The sequence below is a fragment of the Streptomyces sp. NPDC056224 genome (assembly GCF_042267665.1).
Classification (GTDB): Bacteria; Actinomycetota; Actinomycetes; order Streptomycetales; family Streptomycetaceae; genus Streptomyces.
Genome location: NZ_JBHJTK010000001.1, coordinates 782,874 through 804,020, shown reverse-complemented (window position 1 = coordinate 804,020; position 21,147 = coordinate 782,874). Strand labels below are relative to the sequence as shown.

Here is a 21,147-nt window from a genome sequence, read left to right as displayed (position 1 = left end):
TCAGTTCCCGTAGGCCTTGGCGGCCTCGGCCTCGAGCTTCGCGGCCGTGCCCTGCGGGTCCGACGGGTCGCGCAGGAAGTCCTGGAGGACCTTCCACTCGCCCGCGCCCTTGGTGCCGCCGAACGCGGCGGGGGCCTGGTCCGACATGTCGAAGCGGATCGAGTCGCCCGCCCCGATGAGGGACTCGGCGGTGCTGCGGGTGACGGAGTCGCCGTACGCGGCCATCTCGACCTGGATGTTCGGGGACAGGAAGCCGCCCGCTCCGGCCCAGACCTCGGCCGCATCGTGTCCGGCCAGGAATTCGAGCAGCTTCATGCCCGCCTTGCTGTTCTTGCCCTGCTTGAGGACGACGGCCGCGTCACCTCCGCTGACGACCGGGGCCTTGCCGCCTTCGACCGCGGGGAAGGGGAAGAACTTGGCGTCCTTGCCGGGCTGCTTGCCGAACTGGTCCTTGGCGACGCCGCCGACGAAGTCGCCCTCGTAGACCATGCCCGCCTTGGGCTCGGGGCCGAAGACCTGCTCGACCGACGAGGGGAAGTCGGTGCTCAGCGCCGTCTGGGCGCCACCGGCGACGAGCTGCTTGTCCTTGAACAGTTCCCCGAGGGTCGTCAGCGCCTTGACGACGCTCGCGTCGGTCCACTTCAGCTGGTGCTGGGCGAGCTGGTCGTACTTCTCCGGACCGGCCTGGGAGAGGTAGATGTTCTCGAACCAGTCGGTGAGGGTCCAGCCGTCCTCGCCGGCTATGGCGAAGGCCGGGCGGCCGGAGTCGGCGAGGGTGCGTCCGGCCTTCAGCAGGTCGGTGTAGCTCTTGGGCTCGGTGACGCCGGCCTGGGTGAAGGTCTCGGGGGCGTACCAGACGGTGGACTTGTGGGCTGCCTTGAAGTAGAGGCCGTAGTACGTGCCGTCGACGGTGCCGTAGTTTCTCCACACCGGGGCGAGGGTTGCGCCGGCCGTGTTGGAGGCCTGCTCGGAAAGGGGCTGGAGCCAGCCCTCCTTGGCGAACTGCCGGAGCACACCCACCTGGGGAACCATCACCACGTCGGGCGCGTTGCCGCCCTCGATCTTGCTTCCGACGAAGGTGGAGACGTTGTCGCCGGAGGGGACGAAGACCGTCTTGGCGCCGGTCTTCTCGGTGAAGGCGTCCAGGACCTTCTTGAAGTTCTTCTGCTCGCTGCCGGTCCAGACGCCTGCCACGGTCACCGTCTGGCCGCTGAGCTCACCGCCGCTCGCAGGGCCGGTGGTGCCACCGCAGGCGGTGGCACCGAGGGCGAGGGCGAGGGCCGCCGCACCGGTGGCAGCGGTCCGTCGGGTGGTCTTGCTGGGTCGTCGCATGATGAGGTCCTTTTCGAGGAAGGCCTGGCTACGGAGGTGGGTGCTGGCTTCACTTGCGGGGGGTGCGGGGACGGGGAGGGTCGAAGGCGGGGAGGGACCGAGTCGGGCCGTACTCCCCGGGGGTCACGGGGCCGGGCACTCGCCCGTCCACCAGGCGGCGGTCGCCGCGGGGAGCACACCGTCGGGGCAGGGGCCGCTGGCGAGCAGCGGAGTCCCGGGGACCGGGGCGGGCACCGGCTCCGTGCCGAAGTTCACCGCGCAGACCAGGCCCTCGCCGCGGGCGATCGCCAGTACCTGGGCGGGCGCGTCCAGCCAGCGCAGGGTTCCGTCGCCGAGCTGCGGCAGGGTGCGCCGCAGCTGGAGTCCGTCGCGGTAGAGGTGCCAGAAGGAACGGGTGTCGGCGAGGGCGCGGTCGGTGGCGTGCTCGGCGAACCATTCGGGCTGCGGCAGCCACGGCTTGGCGCCGACCGCTTCCTGGCTGAAGCCGAACGGGGAGGCGTGCCCGGACCAGGGCAGCGGCACGCGGCAGCCGTCCCGGACGTGCTTGCGGCTGCCGGTGCGCTGGAAGATCGGGTCGGTGAGGACCTCGTCGGGCAGGTCGAGGACCTCGGGGAGGCCGAGCTCCTCGCCCTGGTAGACGTACGCGGCGCCGGGCAGGGCGAGCATCAGGAGGGCGGCGGCGCGGGCGCGGGCGGCTCCCAGTCCGCTGCCTTCCACCCCGGGCTCCCCCGCGTAGCGGGTGACCGTGCGGACCTGGTCGTGGTTGTTGAGCACCCAGGTGACGGTGGAGCCGGTGCCGGCGATGTCGCGGATCGCCTCGGTGATCGTCGCGCGGAAGGCGTCGGCGTCCCAGGGCGCGCTGAGCAGGTCGAAGAAGAACGCCTGGTGCAGTTCGTCGGGGCGGACGTACTGGGCGTGCTCGCGCGCGGTCGGCACGGACACCTCTCCGACCAGCAGCCGCTCGTGACCGTCCCGGGCCGTGTACTCCTCGCACACCGAGCGCCAGCGGCGCCACACGTCGTGGACCTCGGGCTGGTTCCAGGCCAGCTGGTTGACGGCGTCGCGGGCCCGCTCGTCCGCTCCCGGGTCGTCCGAGTCGGGGAGTTCGGGGTGTTTGAACAGTCCGGCGGCGACATCGATGCGGAAGCCGTCGACACCGCGGTCCAGCCAGAAGCGCAGCACCCGTTCGAAGTCGTCGCCCACGGCCGGGTCGCGCCAGTTCAGGTCGGGCTGCTCGGGCGTGAAGAGGTGCAGGTACCACTCTCCGGGGGTGCCGTCGGGTTCGGTGATCCGGCTCCAGGCGGGACCGCCGAACATGGCGCGCCAGTTGTTGGGCGGCTCCGCTCCGTCCGGGCCGCGGCCGGGCGCGAAGTGGAAGCGGGAGCGCGCCGCGCTGCCCGGACCCGCGGCGAGCGCGTCGCGGAACCACGGGTGCTCGCTGGAGCAGTGGTTGGGGACGATGTCGAGCAGGAGCTTGAACCCGAGTCGCCGGGCGTCGGACACCAGCCGGTCGAATTCGGCGAGGTCGCCGTAGACGGGGTCGACGCCGCAGTAGTCGGCGACGTCATAGCCGTGGTCGTGCTGCGGCGACGGGTAGAAGGGGCTGAGCCAGATGCCGTCGACACCGAGCTTCCTGAGGTAGGGAAGCCCGGCCCGTACGCCGGCCAGGTCGCCGACGCCGTCACCGGTGCTGTCGAGGAAGCTGCGGACGTAGACCTGGTAGATCACCGCATCGCGCCACCAAGGGGCGGACGGGGTGGCGCTGCGGGGGAATTGGCCGGTGCCGGCCGGAAGGGTGCTGAGCATCTCGCGTCGACCTGTTTCTACTGAATGCGAGAGCGCCCCGAATCGGTGCGCTGTTATGCATGCATGTTAAGTAGCAGGGACGGGAAGGTGTCAACGATGTGTCCAGAAACAGTCGGAAGCTGGGATGATTTGTGCTGGATATCCCCATGCATGACGAAGGGCCTCTACTTAACATGTAAGTAGAGGCCCTTAGAGGAGGCGGAGGAAAGTGCGGTCAGTCCCCGCGGGAGATGGTCCCGAGCTCGCGCGCGAGTCGCGCCCCCGCCTCGTCGGGCGTCTGGCGCTGCGCCATCAGGTCCTGCGCCACGGCCTGCACGGCGAGGCTCACCTGGTCGTAGCGCGGACTCTTGGGCCGCGGTACCGCCGACAGCACGCTCTGGCGCAGCGTGGGCAGGTACGGATACGCGCGGACCAGCTCGGGGTCCTCGTACAGTGCGGCGCGCACCGGTGGGAGCGAGCCCTCGGTGAGCACCTGCCGCTGGACCCGTTCACTGGTGAGGTAGGAGATCAGATCGGCCGCCGACGCCGGATGTCGCGACGTGCTGCTGACGGCGAGGTTGGAGCCACCCAGCACGCTGGTGCCGGGCCCGTCGCGTCCGGGCAGGGGTACGGCCCCGAACCGGCCCGCGACCCGCGACCCTTCCGCGCTCGCGTCCGCGTACACGTACGGCCAGTTGCGCAGGAAGAGCAGCCGGCCGTCCTGGAACGCCTGCCGCGACTCCTCCTCCTTGTAGCCGAGCGCGGTGCGGGAGATCCAGCCGTCCCGCACACCGTCCGCGAGGAACCGCAGCCCGGCGCGCGCCGCGTCGGAGTCCACGGTGACCCGGGCTCCGTCCCCCTGCAGGATCGAACCGCCCGCCGAGTGCACGGCCTCCGTGACGTTGACGGTGAGCCCCTCGTACGGCAGGAACTGTCCGGCGTAGCCGTCCAGTCCGTACTTCGGGGCGATGGTGCGCGCCTGGCGGACCAGTTCGGCCCAGGTGCGCGGCGGGTCCTCGCCTTCCCGGTCGAGGATGTCCTTGCGGTAGTACAGCAGTCCCGCGTTGGTGACGTACGGGACCGCGTACAGCCTGCCGTCGAAGGTCGCCGTGTCGACGACCGGCCGCAGGAAGGCGTCCAGGGGGAAGCGGTCGCGCTCCAGCGGGGAGATCCATCCGGCCGCCGCGAACTCGGAGGTCCAGGCGACGTCGATGTTCAGTACGTCGAACCGGTCGCGGCCCGATCGCAGTTCGCTGATCATCTGGGCCCGGGTCTCGTCGGCCGAGTCGGGCAGTTCGACGAGCGTGACGCGCTCGCCGGGGTGGCCGCGGTTCCAGTCGTCGAGCAGTGGGGAGAGGTAGTCGGTCAGATCGCCCGCCGTCACGAGCGTCAGGGGGCCCCGCCCCCCGGCGGCCGCGCCCGCGTCGGCATGGACACCGAATCCCGCGTATCCCGCCAGCACCACCGCCACGACCAGGAGCGCTCTACCCGCGGCATGCATCCACCGCATAGATTCCTCCCAGTGCACGATCCGGCTGTGCCGCCGACCATCGCGGCCTATATATACCCGTTAGGCATGGGCGATACTAGACGTCCAGGCAGACGAGACGGACGGCGGCGCCAATCGGTCCATTGCCGGGTGAACTGTTGACTACGGAGCGGGAAGGAGGGGGAGCGAGTGCGGCTGGCGCTCCTTGCACTCCTCACCCGTGGCCCCGCTCACGGTTACGAGCTGAAGCAGGACCTTGAGAAGCTCCTGGGCGCCGCGTACCCTCAGCCCAACGTCGGCCAGATCTACGTCACCCTCGGCCGGCTGGAGAAGAGCGGCCTGATCGAGGGCGAGGACGTCGAGCAGTCGGGCCGGCCCAACAAGCGCACGTACAAGCTGACGGACGCCGGGCGCGAGGCCGTGCTGGTCTGGTTCGAGGACACCGCGGAGGAGCCCCGGGTACGGGACGAGTTCTTCATGAAGCTCGCGCTCGCACCGCAGTCCGGTCTGGCCGACCCGGTCGCGCTGATCAACAGGCAGCGGCGGCAGTACCTCAACACCATGCGGGACCTGTCCAAGCTGGCAGCGGCGGAGGACCGCGACAACAAGATCTCCCACTTGCTGATCGAGGGCGCCATGCTGCACCTGCAGGCCGACCTCGACTGGCTGGAACGCTGTCAGGAGGAGCTGGAATGAGCGACGACGACGCCACCACGGCTCCTGCCGTACCCATCGTGCGCGCCGAGGGCCTGACCAAGACGCACCACGGCGAGGGCGCGGCGGTGCACGCCGTGCGCGGTGTGGACCTGTCCGTCCAGCCGGGCGAGTTCGTCGCGGTCACCGGCCCGTCGGGAGCCGGCAAGTCCACGCTGCTGCACCTGATCGGCGGCCTCCAGCGGCCCGACGGCGGGAAGCTGTGGCTCGGCGGGGAACGGGTCGACGAGTACCGCGAGGCCCGCTGGGCGGTGCTGCGGCGCCGCAGCATCGGCGTCGTCTTCCAGTTCTTCAACCTGGTCTCCAACCTCAGCGTCGCCGACAACGTCGAACTGCCCGCCCTGCTGGCGGGCGCCTCCCCGAAGGCGGCCCGCGACTCCCGCGCCGAACTGCTCGCCGAGCTCGGCCTCGAAGGCCGCGAGCGGTCGATGCCCGGCGAGCTGTCCGGAGGCGAACAGCAGCGGGTCGCGCTCGCCCGCGCGCTGGTCAACCACCCCGCGCTGCTGCTCGCCGACGAACCGGCCGGCAGCCTCGACAGCAAGGGCACCCGTGAGGTGCTGCGCCTGCTCTCCCGGTTCCACCAGCGAGGCCAGACGATCCTGATGGTCACCCATGACGCCCGGATGGCCAGTGCCGCCGACCGCGTGATCAGCTTCTTCGACGGGCGCATAGCCGACGACGCGCAGCTCGGCGCCGGACGCCGCGAGCCGGCCGGCGGCGTCCGCGGCGTACTCGAACTGAAGGAATGAGCGTGCGGGCCACACTGCGCTGGGCGCACGCCGATTTCCGCTCACACCGGGGCGAAGCCCTCTTCGTCGTGCTGGCCAGCGCCGGGATCATCGCCTCCCTGCTGCTGGCCGGCGCGCTGTTCAGCTACGCCGCGAACCCGTGGCAGCGGATCTTCAACCAGTCCCAGGGTGCGCACATCTGGCTGCACACCCGCGCCGGGGCCGACATGGGCGCACTGTCCGGCGTGGACGGGATCGCCGCCCTCTCCGGGCCCTTCCGCACGGCGGCGACGACCGTCGAGTCGCGGGGCGCGCGGGCCGGGGTGACCCTCCGTGCGGCCGAGGCGCTGCCCCCGGACACCGGGCGGCCGCTCGTGACCGCCGGCGGCTGGCTCGCCGGGTCGAAGGACGGCGCCGGGGCGGACGCCGGGGCCGGGGCCGGCACCGTCGTGCTGGAGACCTCGGTCGCGCGGTCGCTCTGGGCGGAGCCGGGCGACACGGTACGGGTCACCGGACCGGACGGCGCCCCGCACGCGCTGCGGGTGAGCGGCATCGCCGAGGTGGCCGAACCCCGTTACCGGGCGGGCGGCGGACCCGGCATCGGCTGGGTACTGTCCGGCACCCTCGACGAGATCGCCCGGGGGGACACCGGGCAGAGCGTGGGGCTTCGCCTGGAGGATCCGGACGACACCGACTTCATGGTCCAGCGCGCCGTGACCGTCCTCGGCGCCGACCGCGTGGCCCAGGTCACCAAGTGGCAGCAGGCCCGGGCCGAGGCGGGCGGCGACGACCGGCTCCTCGGGCAGATGTTCGCCGTCTTCGGGCTCGGTGCGCTGCTCACGGCGGCGCTCGCCGCGTCGGGAGCGATCGGCGCCCGGGTGCTCGGCCAGCTGAGGGACATCGCCGTCCTCAAGGCCGTCGGCTTCACCCCCGGCCAGGTGGTGCGCGGCTTCCTCGTACAGCACCTGGCCTTCGCGCTCCTCGGCGTGACCCTCGGCACGGCCGCGATCGCCCTGCTGGGCGCCCGGATACCGGGGCGGATCGGAGATGCGGCGGCCGTGTGGCACGACCTGCCCGGCCACACCGCGCTGATGATCGGCATCCCCTGCGGCGCGGTGCTGCTGATCGCGGCCGCCACCGGGATCTCGGCCTGGCGGGCCGGGCGGGTGCCGCCGGTTCCGGTGGCCCGGGCGGCGCTGCCGTCGGCCGCGCCGATGACCGCGCTCGGCAGGCGGGCGCTCGGAATGCGGGTGCCCCCCGCCCTGGTGCTGGGGTGGCGTGCGGCGTTCCCGCGGCGCGGGCGGACGCTCGTACTGGTGGCCCGGCTGGCCCTGCCGATGGCGCTCATCACGGTCGCGCTCGTCGCCTGGTCGACGCTGGACCGGTTCAGCAGCCGGCCCGCGCAGATGGGTCTGCCCGCGGCGCTGACCGTACGGGCGGAGCAGCCCGCGGGACCATCGGACCCTGAGCTGGAGGGGACCCTCGCGGCGATCACGGACATCAGGGAGGTCCATCCGGGCGCGGAGATGGCGGCGCTCGTGCCCGGGCAGACCGGCACCATCACGCTCCGCGGGCTGGGCACGGCCCGGCACCCGTATCCCTCCGCGGTCGTGGAAGGGCGAGGGGTCGGCGGTCCGGACGAGGCGGTGGCGGGGCAGGGGCTGCTGGATCTCCTCGGGGTGCGGGTCGGTGACTGGGTCCGGATGACCGTCGAGGGACGGCCGCAGATCCTGCACCTCGTCGGCCGCACCATCGAGCCCGAATCCGGCGGCCGGGTGATCACCACGACCATCGACGCGCTGCGGGAGCGCGACCCGCGGCTGCGGCCCGACTTCCACGCCTTGGTGCTGCGCGAGGGGGCCGACCCCCGGGCGGTGAGCGGCACGCTCGCCGCGGCGGCGGGCGGAACGCTGGAGATCCGGGAGACGCCCAATCCGGCGGACCGGCTGGAACCGGCACGCGGAGTGATCGCCGCGCTGATCGCGGTGCTGGCACTGATCGGGTTGATCGAGCTGCTGACGCTGATCGGCACCGGCGTACGCGACCGGGGCCGGGACCTGCTCGCCCTGAAGGCGATCGGGCTGACCCCCCGGCAGATCGGGGCGATGATCGTGACGGCCGCCGGTCTGACCGCGCTCGTGTCCGCGGTGGCGGGGACGACGGTGGGCGTGCTGTCCGGCAGCTGGCTGGTGGACACGCAGGGCGCGTCGAGCGGGATCGGCGCGGGGATAGCCCAGCTTCCGCCGTTGCCGGTGCTGTTGACGGTGATCGGCGGGGCGGTGCTGGGTGCGGTGGCGGCGGCGGCGCTGCCCGCGGCTCGCGCGGCACGGCGGCGGCTGGCGGATTCGCTGAGCGAGACGCTCTGACCCCCGGGGCCCGGCGGAGCGCCGGGCCCTCGTCCTCGGCCCTGAGGGTCTCTCGTCGGCCGGTCCTGCCTTCGCGCCTGCCTCGCGCTCGTCACCGGGCCGGTCGCGGTATCGGCCGCCCGAGCCGGTCGTCGTGTCGCAGTCACCAGGTGGGCAGCACCCGACCGGCCGTCCGGAGGTCGGGGGTGTGCGAATGGCCACGTCCCACACCACGCAAGACGCCTCTTTGTCCCGCTATGTCCGGAATCTAAGAGGTGGCAAATCGGGCAAGGCGTACATACATCGCATTCAACTTGATTTCTCGTCATATGCCTCTTGATGGTGTGTCAGTTGCCAGCACCCGAGACATAATCGGGCCCGGTCGTCTCCGGAAGCGGTGGAGCCCTCGGGACGCCGACTCACCCCTCGGCGGAGTTCCGCACCGGACCGATCCTCAAGGCGTTGCAGATGTCCCTGGCCAGCCGCACCCGCCTCGCAACCCTGCTCGCCGCGCTCACCGTCGGCGCCGCCGGGGTGACGACCTGGGCCTACGGCTACGGCTACGCGCAGGAACCGGCGGCCTCCGAGACGGTCCTCCGCCCAAGTGTGACCGAGGGCACAGTCCTTCAGGTGGTCGCCCATCCGGACGACGACCTCTTCTTCATGAACCCCGACCTGAGCCGCTCCATATCGACCGGCGTGAAGGTCACCACCGTCTACCTGACCTCCGGCGAGTCCGACGGCAGGAACGAGGCCCACAGCCCGCACCTGGAAGACCCCGCGGGCCCCGCCGATCACGCCGCCTACGCGGAGGCCCGGCAGAACGGCATACGGGCCGCCTACGCGCAGATGGCCACGGGCGAACGCACCAGCATCTGGCAGCGCAAGTCCGTACCGACCGCGGGCGGCGGGAGCGCCGAGGTGGACGTCCTCGTCGCCAGGCCCGAGGTCAACCTGGTGTGGATGCAGCTGCGCGAGGCCCGCAGCATCTCCGGTGACAATCCGGACAGTCTCCGCGGGCTGTGGGACGGCCGGATTCCCGCCCTGGGCTCCCAGCTGACTTCCGGGACGCCGGTCGAGTCCGCGTTCTCGTACACCAAGGACCAGGCCGTGGAAGCCATCGCGTCCGTCTTCGCGATGTACCGGCCGACCACGATACGGACGCAGGACCCGACGCCCGGCCGGTCGCAGGGCGGCACCTTCCTCGACCACCAGGACCACATGTACGGCGCCCGCTTCGTACAGGCCGCGGCCGAGCGGTACGCGAAGTCCACGGACCGGCCGCACTTCTCGGTCCAGAACTACGTGAGCTACCCCAACAGCTCCCTGCCCCCCACGCTCGACCCGCAGGCGGCCGAGGAGAAGCTCGGCTACCTCAAGACCTACGCCTGGACGGACCACCAGGACTGGTGCGGCAGCCCCGCCGGCTGCGGCGACCGCAAGACCGCGACCCGGCCCACCGGCGCCGGATGGAACCAGACCATCCGCTACAGCCGCGGCGACGGCACCTCCTGGCTGACCGAGGGCGTCTCCGGCCGGCTGTGGGCCTTCGCCGTCCTGGACGGCCGGATGGCGTACTGGTCGCGCAGCGGCCCCGAGGCCCCCTGGCAGGGACCGCAGTTCCTCCGCGGCGAGGGGATCGACACGGGTGCGGCGACGGTCCGGCTCCCCGACGGCAGGATCGCGGTCTTCGGCACCCGTACCACCCTGGGCGCCACGCCCCAGGAGTACGGGCGCGACCTCGTGTATGCCGTCCAGGCCGCGCCCGACGGCGTCTTCGGCCCGTGGCAGTCGCTGGGTACTCCGGACAAGGGCGACATATCCAGCACGTCGGCGATCAGCGGGCCGTCCGTCGCCGTCGACTCCACGGGCCGGATGACCGTGTACGTGCGCGACTCCCGGCGCACCCTGCGCGCCCGCGCACAGGCGACCCCGGACGGCGCCTTCGACCCGTGGCAGGCCCTGGGCGGCGCCGGCCTGCAGGGGGACCCGGTCACCACGACCGACGCGGCGGGGCGGCGCCACGTGTACGCGGCCACGGACCGGACCGTGCTGGCCTGGGTCCGGCCGGCCCCGGACGCCCCGGCCGCCGGCCCCTTCCCGACCGGACTGCCGGCGACCACCGGGCCGCTCTCGGCGAGCCCGCAGGGCGACGGCGTCCGCCTGTACTTCCGCCACCCCGGCACGGGCACCGTCGGTACGACCCTGGCCACCGCGGGCACGCCCGGGCCGACGTTCTCCCCGGTCACCGAGGCGGGCGGTGAGGGCGGCTACGGCGCGGTCGGCGTCGCGGGCGATGTGCTCGCGGGCCGCGCGGGCACGGGCACGGTCGGCATGTCGGGCCCTGACGACGCTCCGTCCTGGTACGAGTCCCAGATGCTCTACACGGGCGCACCGGCGGCCGTGGCCGAGCCGGGCGGTACGGCCGTCGCCGCGGCCCTCGGCCTGGACGCCGGTCTGCACGTCACGACCGCTCCGCCGGCCGGATCCGCACCGCCCGGCAGCCGTCCGCCCTCCTCCCCGTGGCACCGGGCGGTCCGGCCCCCCGTGATCGCGCAGGCCGCCGGTGCGGGCACCGTGTGGCAGCGCTGACCGGTGTGGGCGAGGATGGCGGCCACACCACGTCGGGATCGGCCGAGACCGGCCCCTGACCACGTGCCGACGCGAACTACCTGACCACCTGACGACCTGACCACCGGCGATCGGGGCTCCCATGACCCCTTGCTCCACCGTTCGCGGGCGCCCGGGACCGGGGAGGCTCCGCGCCGTGGCCTGCGTCGCCGTGCTGGTGGCCCTCGCCACCGGGTGCAGGAACGACGCCGTGCCGTCCTGGGGGTACCCGGAGCTCGGGGCGACCCTGGCATCGCTGTCCCGTGCCGTGGAAGACGGCTGTGCCGGGACGGCCCCGGAGAGCTGCGCCGAGGAACTCGACCGGATCCACGCCCTGGCGGAGCGCGCCTTCGCAGAGGTCCTCGACCACCGGCTCCTCGACGACGCGTACGTCGGAGCCAGGCACGAGGCGGACCGGGCGAGGCTGCTGCGCCTCGCCGCCGCGGCACAGGCCCGGTCGCACGGTGATCCGCACTACCTCCCCCTCCGGCGGGCGGTGGCGGCCGAACGGCTCGCCTACCGGCACCTCCTGGCCTCGCTGGAGAGGATCCGCACCGCTCCGCCGCCGGGTGAGGGGACGGAGCCCCTCTGAGTCCCGGTCCCGCGGCGCGGTCCCTACGGGCGCAGCGGCGGCGTGGGAAGCGCCGTGCCGTCGAGCGCCACGAGGGACAGGACGGCGATCGAGCCCGTCCACGCGAGCGGGGCGACCGAGGCGGGCCGGCCCTCCTTGTCCACCTTCTCCGGCAGCTCGCCGAGCGAGTTCCTCTTGGAGAGGACCCAGTCCAGGACCTGTGCGGCCTTCGCCGGCTGCCCCGTACCGGCCCATGCGAGCGCGAACAACGCCGTACTGGGCGTCCAGGCGTTCCCTCCCCAGGGCGCGGCGGGGTCGTTCCCCGGGGTCAGCCCGCCATTGGGCAGGAGCAGCACCCGGTACGTGGCGTCCAGGGCTCCGGGCAGGCCGGCGGGGGCCGCGTTGAAGGGAGGTGCCATGAAGGTGACCGCGCTGTCGTGCCCGTGCCGTCCGTCGGCGGTGCGCTGGTACCTCAGGGGAAGGAAGCTCGCGGAGATTGCCGAGGAGAGCCGCCGCGCGGCCCGGGCCCAGCGCGCCGCGTCGTCAGGCCGGTTCGCCTCCCGGGCGAGGTCGGCGGAGGCGTTGAGCCCGGCGAGCAGCGGTGCGGCCGTGCCGATGTTCGCGGTGGTCGTCATCAGCTCCCAGTAGTCGGGGGAGGCCGGGGGCAGCCCGTCCGCCCGCAGGGAGCCGGCCGCATGGTCGGCCGCCTTGCGGATCATCGGATAGAGGGTGACGAGCCGGGCGTGGCGGGTGGCGCGGGGGGCCGTCCGGTACCACTGCCAGGTCGCCCAGGGGACCCAGCCGTTGGCGTCCAGCTGCCAGCGTCTGCCGTCGGGCGGGCCGGACCCGTCGAGCTTGGTCCGGGCCTCCCAGGTGCCGTCCTCGCGCTGGGTCGCGGCGCTGTAGCGCAGGATCCGGTAGGCCTCGGCGTCGTGCCCGGTGTGCGCGAACGCGGCGGAGGCGAAGCTGGCGTCGCGCGGCCACGAGTACTTCCAGCCGGGACTCCACCCCGCCGCCATCGCGCCGTTCGGCAGGAGCAGGGCGCGCATGGCCAGGAGGGCCCGCTCGGCCGCCGCGCGCTGCGCGGGCGACCTGCCCGGGACCCGGCCGGAGGCCAGCCAGGCGCGGCTCCGCTCGATCTGTTGCCGCGCCGGCGGGTGGCCGGCGGGGACCACGGCCGAGGCCGTACTGGCAGCGGGAAGGTACATCCACCGGCCGGACGCCAGTCGCAGGACGTTGCTCCCCTCCACGTACCGCGCGCCCCTGGCGTCGGACGGCAGAACGCCTTCGGCGGCGGTCGTGTTGGACAGCACACCGACGGTGCGGGCGGCTGGCAGCGACACGGGCGCGTAACTGCGCTCGACCTCACCGCCGCTCCCGTGGCCCCCGGCGCACACGGGAACGGTGACACCCGCCAGTGCCGCCGTGACGACCGCCCAACAACCGAGCAGGACACCGGGCATCGCCACTCCCTCCGCCGGGCGGGCGTACGCGCGGACCCGGATCCCCCATCCTGGAAGAGCCCTGCCGAGGCTGCCACGGAACACCCGCCGCCCGGGTGAACGAGGGGGTCCGAGGGTCTTCGCGGCCGCGTACCCGCCCTGGCTCACCCGGGATGCCGGTGGCGGCGGACCGTGCACATCATGGGTGTTCGCGGGCCATGCGAAGGGGTGGCGAATGAGCACTGCTGCGGTCGAGGGCGAGGACGTCCGGACCCCTCCCCCCGCGGTGGGCCGGAAAACCGGCCGCCGCCCCCTCCTGCGCGGGCTCCTGCCGGCAGCCGGGGCGGCGCTCGTCGCAGCGGCCGGGGCGCTGGTCGCCGTCGGATGCTTCCTCGGTCTCTACGTGCGGCCCACCTCCGACGACTGGTGTGCCGCGTGGAAGGCCCGTGATCTGGGCGTCCTGGGCATCACGTCCGATTTCTACATGACCCAGAACGGCAGGATCGCCAACGCCTTCCTGAGCGGTGTCGTCTACGGCGGCGGACCGGCCGGGACCAAGATCCTGCCGACGGTCATGGCCGTCTCCTTCACCGCCGGACTGGTCCTGCTGGGGTGCCGTTTCATCCGGTTCCTGGGCGGCAGGCCCCCGGTGCTGCTCCTGACCGCCTGCGCCCTGGTCGTCCAGGCGCTGCTGTACTTCGCGGGTACCCGCAGCTATCAGGTCCTGCTGTGGGCCCCCGCCACGATCTCCCACACCCTGCCGAGCGTCATCGGTCTGTGGGCGCTCCTGCTGGCCATCCGGACCGTCCGCCATCCCCGTGCCGGCGTCCGCGTGGCCGGCTTCGCCTCGGCGTTCCTCATCGGCTTCGTGCTCGGCACCCTGAGCGAGCCGTTCGCGCTCGTCAGCGGGCTGCTCGCCGCCGGGATCGGGGTGCTCTCCGTGCCCCGCCTCGGCCTGGCTCGGAACTGGCATCCGTTCACCTGGTGCCTGCTCTGGTGCTCCGGCCTCCTCTGCGGGCTGGTCGTGCTCTACACCTCCCCGGGCGCCCGGTGGCGCCGGGCGCAGCAGCCGGACAGGGAGTCCGTGCTCTCCGCGGGCGAACTGGGCGGCACCTTCGAGGACTGGCTGCGCGTGTGGGATTCCGTCACCGGCCAGTGGGCCTACCTCGGAGCCGCCGCCGTCGGCATCCTCCTGGGCCTGGCGAGCGGGCTGCGCGGGCCCGCTCGGCCCGGGAGGCGGGAGCCGCGGCGGACCGTGCCGCGCAAGGTGCTGATCGCCCTGCTCCTGCTCCCGGTGCCCGTGGTGGTACTGGGCTCGTTCGCGGTGGTCGTGGGTTTGCGCAGCGGCTACGGCCCGAGCGGGTGGACGTACGCCCGTACCTGGACGAGCTTTCTCGTACCGATGGAACTGGCGCTCTGCGGCTACGGCGCACTGCTGGGCGCGTGGGGCGGCCGGTGGCTCTCGGGCCGCCGCACCGCCGGCCCGGTCCTGGTGACCGGCGCCGTGGCGGCGGGCTGCCTGACGCTGGCCTCGGTGGCCGCGCTCGTCCCGAACGTGCAGCAGCTGACGACCACCACGGTCGCCCGTTCCGTGGCCTGGGACGCCCAGAACTCCCGCATCCGGAGCGAGGCCGCGCGGGGTGCCGCGGACGTGGGTTACCGGCCCCTGTACATCGGCGCTCTCGCCGAGCCGTTCTTCACGGGGAGCTACGAGCGGGACTGGGTCGCCGCCTGCGTGTCGAGGTGGTACGGCGTCGACCGGATCCACCGCCGCTGAGCCGCGACCCGCGCGGCCCACGCGGTTCCACCCGGGCGCGCCTGGGCGCGGCGGTCTCGCACTCACCGGCCCGTCCCGAGTCACTCCTTGCTCAGCCGCACCGTGGCTCCCGTCCGCCCGCCCGCGAGGGCGTCGATGCGCACGCCGGTCGGGGGGTCGGCGACGGTCTGTCCGGGCGCGTACGCGGCCACCCGGCACTACGGCGGCGCCCGGTGTGCGCGTGCCGCGGAGCGGGACGGCACTGCCGGTGTCGTTGTGGAGGTCGGGGGATTCGGCAGGTCCTGGGCGTGTCGGTACGACCGGGAACTCTGCCGTCCGGCACGGTTGGGCGCAGTTTGCCACCGTACGCGCACGTATGAGGGGTTCGCATGTCCGAGAACGACACCTCCCGGACCAGCCGTCGTACCGTTCTGCTGGCCGCCGGATCGGCCGGGGCCGCCATGCTGGCCGCGGCCTGCTCCGGCCCGGCCGGGACCCGGGGTGTGGCGGGGCAGCCGTCAGCCCCGCCACCCCGGCCGACGGGCAGCGGCAGCAGCGAACCGGCCTGTGTCCTCACCTCCGAAGCGGGCGCGGGCCCGTACTACGTCGACCTGGACCGGGTCCGGTCGGACATCACCGAGGGCCGGAGTGGAGTGCCGTTCCGGCTGGAGCTGACGGTGGTCCGGGTGTCAGCGGGCTGCCGGCCCCTCGCCGACGCCACCGTCGATGTCTGGCATGCCGACGCCTCGGGCACCTACTCCACCGGCGGGGCCACCTTCCTGCGCGGCACGCAAACCACCGACGGCGCGGGCCGATGCGTTTTCCGGACGATCGTTCCCGGCTGGTACGCGGGGCTGGCACCACACATCCACTTCAAGGTGCACCCCGACACCCGTACCGAGACGACCTCCCAGTTCTTCTTCCCCGAGGACCTCCTGCTGAAGGTGTACGCGCTCCAGCCCTACGCGCGCCGCCCCGCGCCGAAGCACCCCAACCGCCGGGACAGCCGCTTCAGGTCCGCCGGGGCCGCCATGACGCTGGCCCCCTCGCCCGACGGCGACGGCTACCGTGCCGCGTACACCGTGGGAATCGCCTGAGCCGGGCACCTGCTTGTTCCAGAAATACTAGCGAATACGGCCGCGTTGACCGAAAATCCTTGGCCGGTTTGGCGACAAGCGCGCTGATGTTTCATGATTGTGACTGCACGTCACCTTTTGGCGTGCGTCGAGGAGGCGGGGGCGCCGGGGGGTCCCCCGTTCACACCGGTCGATCCCGCAGGCGAGTTCTCGCTCTCGCCGCGCCCCGCCGTGGCTCCCGTCCCATTCCCGTCACCTAGGCAAAGGCCCATGTCCGCCCAGCAACTCTCGGACCTCATACGTTTCGCCCGTCACAACTCGCCCTTCTACAAAGACCTCTACGCGGCCCTTCCGCAGCACATCGACCACCTCACCGACCTGCCGGTGGTCGACCAGCAGGAGTTCTGGGCGGCCAACACCCTTCACGACAACCGGGTGCTGACCGGCCCGCTCAGCGAAGCCACGGTCTACAAGACCGGCGGCACCACCGGCTCCCCCAAGTTCTCCGTCTACACCCGCGACGAGTGGGGCACGTTCGTCACCTCCTTCGGCCAGGGTCTCGTGGACACCGGTCTGCGCCCGGGGCACCGCGTGGCCGACCTCTTCTACGCGGGCGAGCTGTACGCCAGCTTCCTCTTCGTCCTCGACTCGCTCGCCCACGCGCCCGTGGACAACGTCCGCCTGCCCGTCGGTGGCGGCGCCCCGCTGGAATCGACGGTCCCGACCCTGCGCGATCTCGCCGCCCAGGTACTGGCAGGCACGCCCACCACCCTGTGCCGGCTCGCCGAGCACACCATCTCGTCCGGTGTCCGGCTCGACTCGGTGGAGTTGCTCCTCTTCGGCGGCGAGGCCCTCTTCGACGATCAACGACGCCTGCTGGCGAGCGCGTTCCCCCGCGCCGAGGCGCGTTCCATCGGATACGCCAGCGTCGACGCCGGCCTGCTCGGCCGCCCCGTGCCCGGCTCCGACGCCCGGGTCCACCGGGCCTTCACCCCGTACGCGGTCGTCGAGATCCTCGACGACTCCACCGATGAGCCCATCACGGAACCGGGGCGGGCCGGCCGGGTCGTCGTCACCAGCCTCTTCCGCCGCCTCATGCCGATCATCCGCTACCCCGCGGGCGACCGCGCCGAGTGGACCGGCACCGGGCCCGGACACTTCCGGATCCTCGGCCGCGCCGAGGAGGGCGTACGGGTCGGCCCCGTCTCCCTCTACACCCAAGACGCCCAGAACGCGGTGGCTTCCGCGGACACCGCCGGACACGTGGTCGGCATGCAGCTCGTCGTCCGCCGCTGGGACGGCCGCGACGGGCTCGTCCTGCGACTGGCGACGGCCCCCGGCGCCCCCGCGTCCGGCGACCCCGCCTCCGGCGAGGCCGAGGACGACCGGGCCGAGGACGACCGGGTGGCGTTGGCCAAGGCCGTCCTGACGGAGCTGGAGACCGTACGGCCGCTGTATCCGGACAGTGTGCGCGCCGGGTTCGTGCACCCGCTCTCCGTGGAGTGGGTGCGACACCGCGACCTCGCCGTCAACCCGCGCTCGGGCAAGCTCGTCCGGGTCCTCGACGAGAGGCCGACCGCGTGAGCGCCCCACCCGTGTCCGTACCCGAGACCGGGGCCACCGCCGATGCCGCCCACACCGGGCCGGGCGCCGGTGGTGCCGGAGGTGCCGGTGTGCGGCGCGCTCCGCTGATCCTGCGCAACCGCGCGTTCGGCGCCGTGTGGCTCGGCCAGGTCCTCACCCAGGCAGCCGTACGCATGCTCCAGGTCGGCGTGTCCTGGTGGATCGTCGCCCACGCCGTACGCGACGCTCCCGGCCTGGCCTCCGGGCTGTTCATGGCGGTCTGCACGCTGCCCGCCGTGGCGCTGGCACCCGTCGTCGCCGGGACCGTCGCCCGGTTCGCCCACCGTTCGGTTCTGCGGACCGCCGCCGCCCTGGCCGGAGCAGCGTCGGGCGCGCTCGCGCTGTGGGCTTACGCCGACGGACCGCCGCTCACCGCCGTCTACGCCGCTGCTCTCGCCGTGGCCACCTGCCAGGCGTTCTTCGACCCCTGTCTGACCACCTCGGTGCCCGAACTCGTTGACGACGCCGACATCGAGACCGCCACCGGCTTCGAGCTGTCCACCCAGTCCCTGGCCGGTCTCGGAGGAGCGCTGCTCGGCGCCCTCACCGTCGACCGGGCGGGCGTGGCCGGGCTGGCCGCCGGCTGCGCCGCCGCCTATCTCGGCGCCGCCCTCCTCGTCGCGAGCGCCCGCTTCCGCACCGCTTCGTCCACCGCGACCACCCCGACCACCGCGTCCGCAGCCACCACCGCGTCCGGCCCGGCGGCAGCCGTGCCCCGGCGCCGGGGGCTGCGCCGCATCCTGGGCGAACTGCCCTACGTACGGCGGATCCTGTACTGCTTCACCGCGGCGAACCTCTTCACCACCGCCGTGTTCGTCGTCATCCCCCTCTACACCCGCTCGGTCCTCCAGGGCGGTGGGGGCACCGTGGCACTCCTGGAGGCCTCCCTGGGCACCGGCGCGCTCATCGGCGCCTTCACCGGCACCCGCGTGCCGGGGCGGCCCACGGTCGCCGGCGCCTACTGCCTGGCCCTGATGGCCCTCGCCCTGGCGGTGCCCGGGCTGGTCGCCCACCGCCTGGCCGTCGCGGGCTGCCTGGCCGTGGCCGGCTGGTGCGCCGGGGCCGTCGGCGTCCGCTTCGTGGCCCTCTTCCAACGGCTGGTGCCGGCGGCCGACAAGCCCGGCTTCTTCGCCGTGATGCAGGCCGTACTGGGCGCCTCCCTGCCGGTCGCGTCCCTGGTCTTCGGCTCCGCCGGTGACTTCCTCTCGCCACGGACGCTGTGCCTGGTGCAGGGCGTCGGCATGGTCCCCGCCATCTGCGCGCTCGCCCTGCTCGGGTCCCGCGACCCCGTCCCGCCCCCGGCGGATCCGTGCCCGGGTACGGACGCCGGTACGGACGCCGGTACGGATGCCGACCGGGCCCCGGAAGCCGTTGGAGGCGAGCGGTGAGCCCCGTCATCACCCCGGCCGTCTGCGCGGACATCGCCGAACTGCGCCAGCTCTATTACGCCGTGTACGGTCCGCACTACCCCGTGGCCCTCGGCACCGACCCGGCCGAGATGGCCCGGCTCATCGAGGACCCGTGCTCCCTGTGGCTCGTCGGCCGCTGCGCCGACACCGGGGCCCTGACCGCGTCCGCCGCCATCCACGGTGAGGCGGGCAGTCGCATCGGCCGCCTGGAGGGCATCGCCGTACACCCCGGGCACCGTTCGGCCGGCCTCGCCGCCGCCCTGACCGAGGCGCTGTGCGCCGGGATGCTGGACACGGGCCGGCTGGACTCCGTGTACGCGACCGTACGCACCGTCAGCGCGGGTCCGCAGCGCGTCGTGGCGCGCAACGGCTTCCGCCCGCTGGGCATCCTGCCCAACGCGGTCGATCTGCGCAGCCGTGAAAGCCTCGCACTCTACGCGCGTCACTCCACGGGCGTGCTCGATCGCCGGATGCCCGTCACCGAAGTGCCCGCCCCGCTGCTGCCGTTGCTGCGCACCGCCGAGTCGGCGCTCGGCATCGGCTACCCCGGGGTCCGGGCCACCACCGGCGCGCTCCCGGCGCCCGCGCCGCAAGGGGCCGTCGAACAGCTGGAGATGATCGAGGCGCCGGCCTTCGTGCGCCGCCGCTTCCGCGAACGGTTCCCGTGCACCGAGGGCTGGTTCTACCCGCTGCACACCCCGAACGTGCTGCTCACCCCCGAAGACGGCCGGTTCGAGGTCTACGCCTACCTCAACCGCGCCGGCGGCTACTGCTCCCTGCTGACCGCCCACCCCGACCCGGCGGCGGCCGCCGCGTACCTCGAACCCGTCACCCGGGCCCTGGCCCGCGCGGGCGCCGGCTACGTCGAGGCGCTGGTCCCGCTCGCGCACCAGGAGGCCCTCTCGCTCTTCCTGGCCCAGGGCTTCGTCGCCGGAGCCCTCTACCCGGCGATGCGCGCGGACGGTGACGGTTTCCACGACTACGCCGTCCTGTCCCGCTCCACCGAGCGGATCGACTTCCGCGGCGTCGCCGTCGAACCGCCCCTCCAGCCCTATCTGGACTGCTATGTGTCGGCCTGGGCGTCGACGCACCTGCCCACACCATCCGAGGTTGCCCGATGAACCCCCATCTCGCGCCGGTCGCCGTACCCGACCCGGCCTTCCTGCCGCACGTACAACAGCTGTGCGACCTGACCGACCCGTACGCCTACGGGCCCGCGGAGGACGAACTGTTCGCCGCCGCCATGGCGGAGACCAACGCCTGGCACACCGAACGTTCCCCGTTCTTCCGCTCCCTGTACGAGGCCACTCCCCCGGCGGAGCCGTACCGGGCGCCGCTCGTCCACGCGAACTTCTTCAAGCGGCACGAGGTGCTGTCCGTGCCGCGTGAGGAGGTCGAACTGCACCTGACCTCCTCCGGCACCACCGGCCAGAAGTCGCAGATGTTCTTCGACCACTGGACCATCCGCTCCGCCCAGCGCATGGTCGCCCGGATCTTCGAGCGCAACGGCTGGATCACCCCCGACCAGGAGGTCAACTACCTCCTGTACAGCTACGAGCCGGCCCCCTCCCTGAACCTCGGGACCGCCTTCACCGACAACTACCTGTGTGATTTCGCGCCGGCGCGCAGCGTCGAGTACGCCCTGCGCAACACCGGCGGGGACCACGAGTTCGACCCCTTCGGCTGCATCGCCGCGCTGCGCCGCTTCGAGCGGGAGGACGCCCCTGTCCGCATCCTCGGCTTCCCGGCGTTCCTCTTCTTCACCCTGGAGCGGATGCGGGCCATGGGGCTGCCTCCGCTGCGCCTGCCCGAGGGCTCCCTCGTCGTCCTCGGCGGCGGCTGGAAGGGGCACGCCGACCGGCGCATCGGCAAGGAGGAACTGTACGCGCGCGTCACCGAGCAGCTCGGCATCCCGGGCGAGCGGATCCGGGACACCTTCGGATCGGTCGAGCACTGCATCCCGTACATCGAGTGCGACCACCACAGGCTGCACGCGCCCGTCTGGTCCCGCGTGACGATCCGCTCCACCCGCACCCTCGATCCGCTGCCGTACGGGGAGCGGGGCTACCTGCACGTCGTGTCGCCGTACATCACCTCGGTTCCGGCGCAGAGCGTGGTCATGGGCGACCTCGCCTCCCTCCAGCCGGGCGACGCCTGCGGGTGCGAGCTGGAGACCCCCTGGTTCACCGTGCACGGCCGTGCCGGGGTGAGCCGCAACCGCAGCTGCGCGGTGGCCGCAGCGGAACTGATGAAGGGAATGGCGTGAC

Annotated in this window: 15 protein-coding genes; 11 read left to right on the top strand and 4 right to left on the bottom strand. The window is 72.9% G+C overall.

From position 1 onward, the window contains the following. The 3 genes from ACFCZ1_RS03645 to ACFCZ1_RS03635 form a co-directional block, all read right to left on the bottom strand. Positions 1–1,332, bottom strand: a complete 1,332-nt coding sequence (locus tag ACFCZ1_RS03645; RefSeq protein WP_376676667.1) for an ABC transporter substrate-binding protein — start codon at positions 1,330–1,332, stop codon at positions 1–3. Positions 1,333–1,455: 123 nt separating this feature from the next. Beyond that, positions 1,456–3,138 carry a glycoside hydrolase family 13 protein gene (locus ACFCZ1_RS03640; protein ID WP_376676666.1) on the bottom strand — a complete coding sequence of 561 codons (1,683 nt, stop codon included), beginning with the start codon at positions 3,136–3,138 and terminating at the stop codon, positions 1,456–1,458. Between the two features lie 214 nt (positions 3,139–3,352). Continuing rightward, complete coding sequence (locus ACFCZ1_RS03635; protein WP_376676665.1) at positions 3,353–4,627, bottom strand: ABC transporter substrate-binding protein; 1,275 nt, start codon at positions 4,625–4,627, stop codon at positions 3,353–3,355. Between the two features lie 168 nt (positions 4,628–4,795). On the opposite strand from ACFCZ1_RS03635, the gene ACFCZ1_RS03630 reads away from it, so the two are divergent. The 5 genes from ACFCZ1_RS03630 to ACFCZ1_RS03610 all read left to right on the top strand — a co-directional run bounded on the left by ACFCZ1_RS03630 (position 4,796) and on the right by ACFCZ1_RS03610 (position 11,595). Beyond that, positions 4,796–5,302 (top strand): PadR family transcriptional regulator, encoded by a 507-nt coding sequence (locus ACFCZ1_RS03630; protein ID WP_376676664.1) that lies wholly within the window; start codon positions 4,796–4,798, stop codon positions 5,300–5,302. Continuing rightward, positions 5,299–6,069 carry an ABC transporter ATP-binding protein gene (locus tag ACFCZ1_RS03625; protein ID WP_376676663.1) on the top strand — a complete coding sequence of 257 codons (771 nt, stop codon included), beginning with the start codon at positions 5,299–5,301 and terminating at the stop codon, positions 6,067–6,069. Before ACFCZ1_RS03630 ends, ACFCZ1_RS03625 begins: the two co-directional genes overlap by 4 nt. 2 nt (positions 6,070–6,071) lie before the next feature. Next, the gene (locus tag ACFCZ1_RS03620; protein ID WP_376676662.1) at positions 6,072–8,414 is read left to right on the top strand and encodes an FtsX-like permease family protein; all 2,343 of its coding nucleotides are present in this window, start codon (positions 6,072–6,074) and stop codon (positions 8,412–8,414) included. A 447-nt stretch (positions 8,415–8,861) separates the two neighbouring features. Further along, the gene (locus ACFCZ1_RS03615) at positions 8,862–10,985 is read left to right on the top strand and encodes a PIG-L family deacetylase (protein WP_376676661.1); all 2,124 of its coding nucleotides are present in this window, start codon (positions 8,862–8,864) and stop codon (positions 10,983–10,985) included. 175 nt (positions 10,986–11,160) lie between these two features. Then, complete coding sequence (locus ACFCZ1_RS03610) at positions 11,161–11,595, top strand: hypothetical protein (RefSeq protein WP_376676660.1); 435 nt, start codon at positions 11,161–11,163, stop codon at positions 11,593–11,595. Between the two features lie 23 nt (positions 11,596–11,618). Here the strand turns inward: ACFCZ1_RS03610 and ACFCZ1_RS03605 are convergent, their stop codons facing one another. Next, positions 11,619–13,037: a hypothetical protein gene (locus ACFCZ1_RS03605; RefSeq protein ID WP_376676659.1), complete on the bottom strand. Its 1,419-nt coding sequence runs from the start codon at positions 13,035–13,037 to the stop codon at positions 11,619–11,621. Positions 13,038–13,251: 214 nt separating this feature from the next. Here ACFCZ1_RS03605 and ACFCZ1_RS03600 point away from each other — a divergent pair, with 214 nt between their 5' ends. From ACFCZ1_RS03600 to ACFCZ1_RS03575, 6 genes are all read left to right on the top strand, one after another. Next, the gene (locus tag ACFCZ1_RS03600) at positions 13,252–14,793 is read left to right on the top strand and encodes a DUF6056 family protein (protein ID WP_376676658.1); all 1,542 of its coding nucleotides are present in this window, start codon (positions 13,252–13,254) and stop codon (positions 14,791–14,793) included. Between the two features lie 368 nt (positions 14,794–15,161). Continuing rightward, a complete protein-coding gene (locus ACFCZ1_RS03595) occupies positions 15,162–15,869 on the top strand; it encodes an intradiol ring-cleavage dioxygenase (RefSeq protein ID WP_376676657.1) in 708 nt (235 codons plus the stop codon). Positions 15,870–16,118: 249 nt separating this feature from the next. After that, entirely contained in the window at positions 16,119–17,432 is a 1,314-nt protein-coding gene (locus ACFCZ1_RS03590; RefSeq protein WP_376676656.1) for a phenylacetate--CoA ligase family protein, read from the top strand. Further along, complete coding sequence (locus tag ACFCZ1_RS03585) at positions 17,429–18,859, top strand: MFS transporter (RefSeq protein WP_376676655.1); 1,431 nt, start codon at positions 17,429–17,431, stop codon at positions 18,857–18,859. The genes ACFCZ1_RS03590 and ACFCZ1_RS03585 overlap by 4 nt, the downstream gene beginning before the upstream one ends. Further along, the gene (locus ACFCZ1_RS03580; RefSeq protein ID WP_376676654.1) at positions 18,856–20,001 is read left to right on the top strand and encodes a GNAT family N-acetyltransferase; all 1,146 of its coding nucleotides are present in this window, start codon (positions 18,856–18,858) and stop codon (positions 19,999–20,001) included. The genes ACFCZ1_RS03585 and ACFCZ1_RS03580 overlap by 4 nt, the downstream gene beginning before the upstream one ends. Next, positions 19,998–21,146 carry an acyl-protein synthase gene (locus ACFCZ1_RS03575; RefSeq protein WP_376676653.1) on the top strand — a complete coding sequence of 383 codons (1,149 nt, stop codon included), beginning with the start codon at positions 19,998–20,000 and terminating at the stop codon, positions 21,144–21,146. Before ACFCZ1_RS03580 ends, ACFCZ1_RS03575 begins: the two co-directional genes overlap by 4 nt. The last annotated feature ends 1 nt before the right edge of the window (position 21,147 follow it).

Bases quoted from the DNA above. Each gene is read 5' to 3' on its own strand.
- ACFCZ1_RS03645 (WP_376676667.1), bottom strand. From the start codon at position 1,332: ATGCGACGACCCAGCAAGACCACCCGACGGACCGCTGCCACCGGTGCG.
- ACFCZ1_RS03640 (WP_376676666.1), bottom strand. From the start codon at position 3,138: ATGCTCAGCACCCTTCCGGCCGGCACCGGCCAATTCCCCCGCAGCGCC.
- ACFCZ1_RS03635 (WP_376676665.1), bottom strand. From the start codon at position 4,627: ATGCGGTGGATGCATGCCGCGGGTAGAGCGCTCCTGGTCGTGGCGGTG.
- ACFCZ1_RS03625 (WP_376676663.1), top strand. From the start codon at position 5,299: ATGAGCGACGACGACGCCACCACGGCTCCTGCCGTACCCATCGTGCGC.
- ACFCZ1_RS03615 (WP_376676661.1), top strand. From the start codon at position 8,862: ATGTCCCTGGCCAGCCGCACCCGCCTCGCAACCCTGCTCGCCGCGCTC.
- ACFCZ1_RS03605 (WP_376676659.1), bottom strand. From the start codon at position 13,037: ATGCCCGGTGTCCTGCTCGGTTGTTGGGCGGTCGTCACGGCGGCACTG.
- ACFCZ1_RS03600 (WP_376676658.1), top strand. From the start codon at position 13,252: ATGAGCACTGCTGCGGTCGAGGGCGAGGACGTCCGGACCCCTCCCCCC.
- ACFCZ1_RS03595 (WP_376676657.1), top strand. From the start codon at position 15,162: ATGTCCGAGAACGACACCTCCCGGACCAGCCGTCGTACCGTTCTGCTG.
- ACFCZ1_RS03590 (WP_376676656.1), top strand. From the start codon at position 16,119: ATGTCCGCCCAGCAACTCTCGGACCTCATACGTTTCGCCCGTCACAAC.
- ACFCZ1_RS03575 (WP_376676653.1), top strand. From the start codon at position 19,998: ATGAACCCCCATCTCGCGCCGGTCGCCGTACCCGACCCGGCCTTCCTG.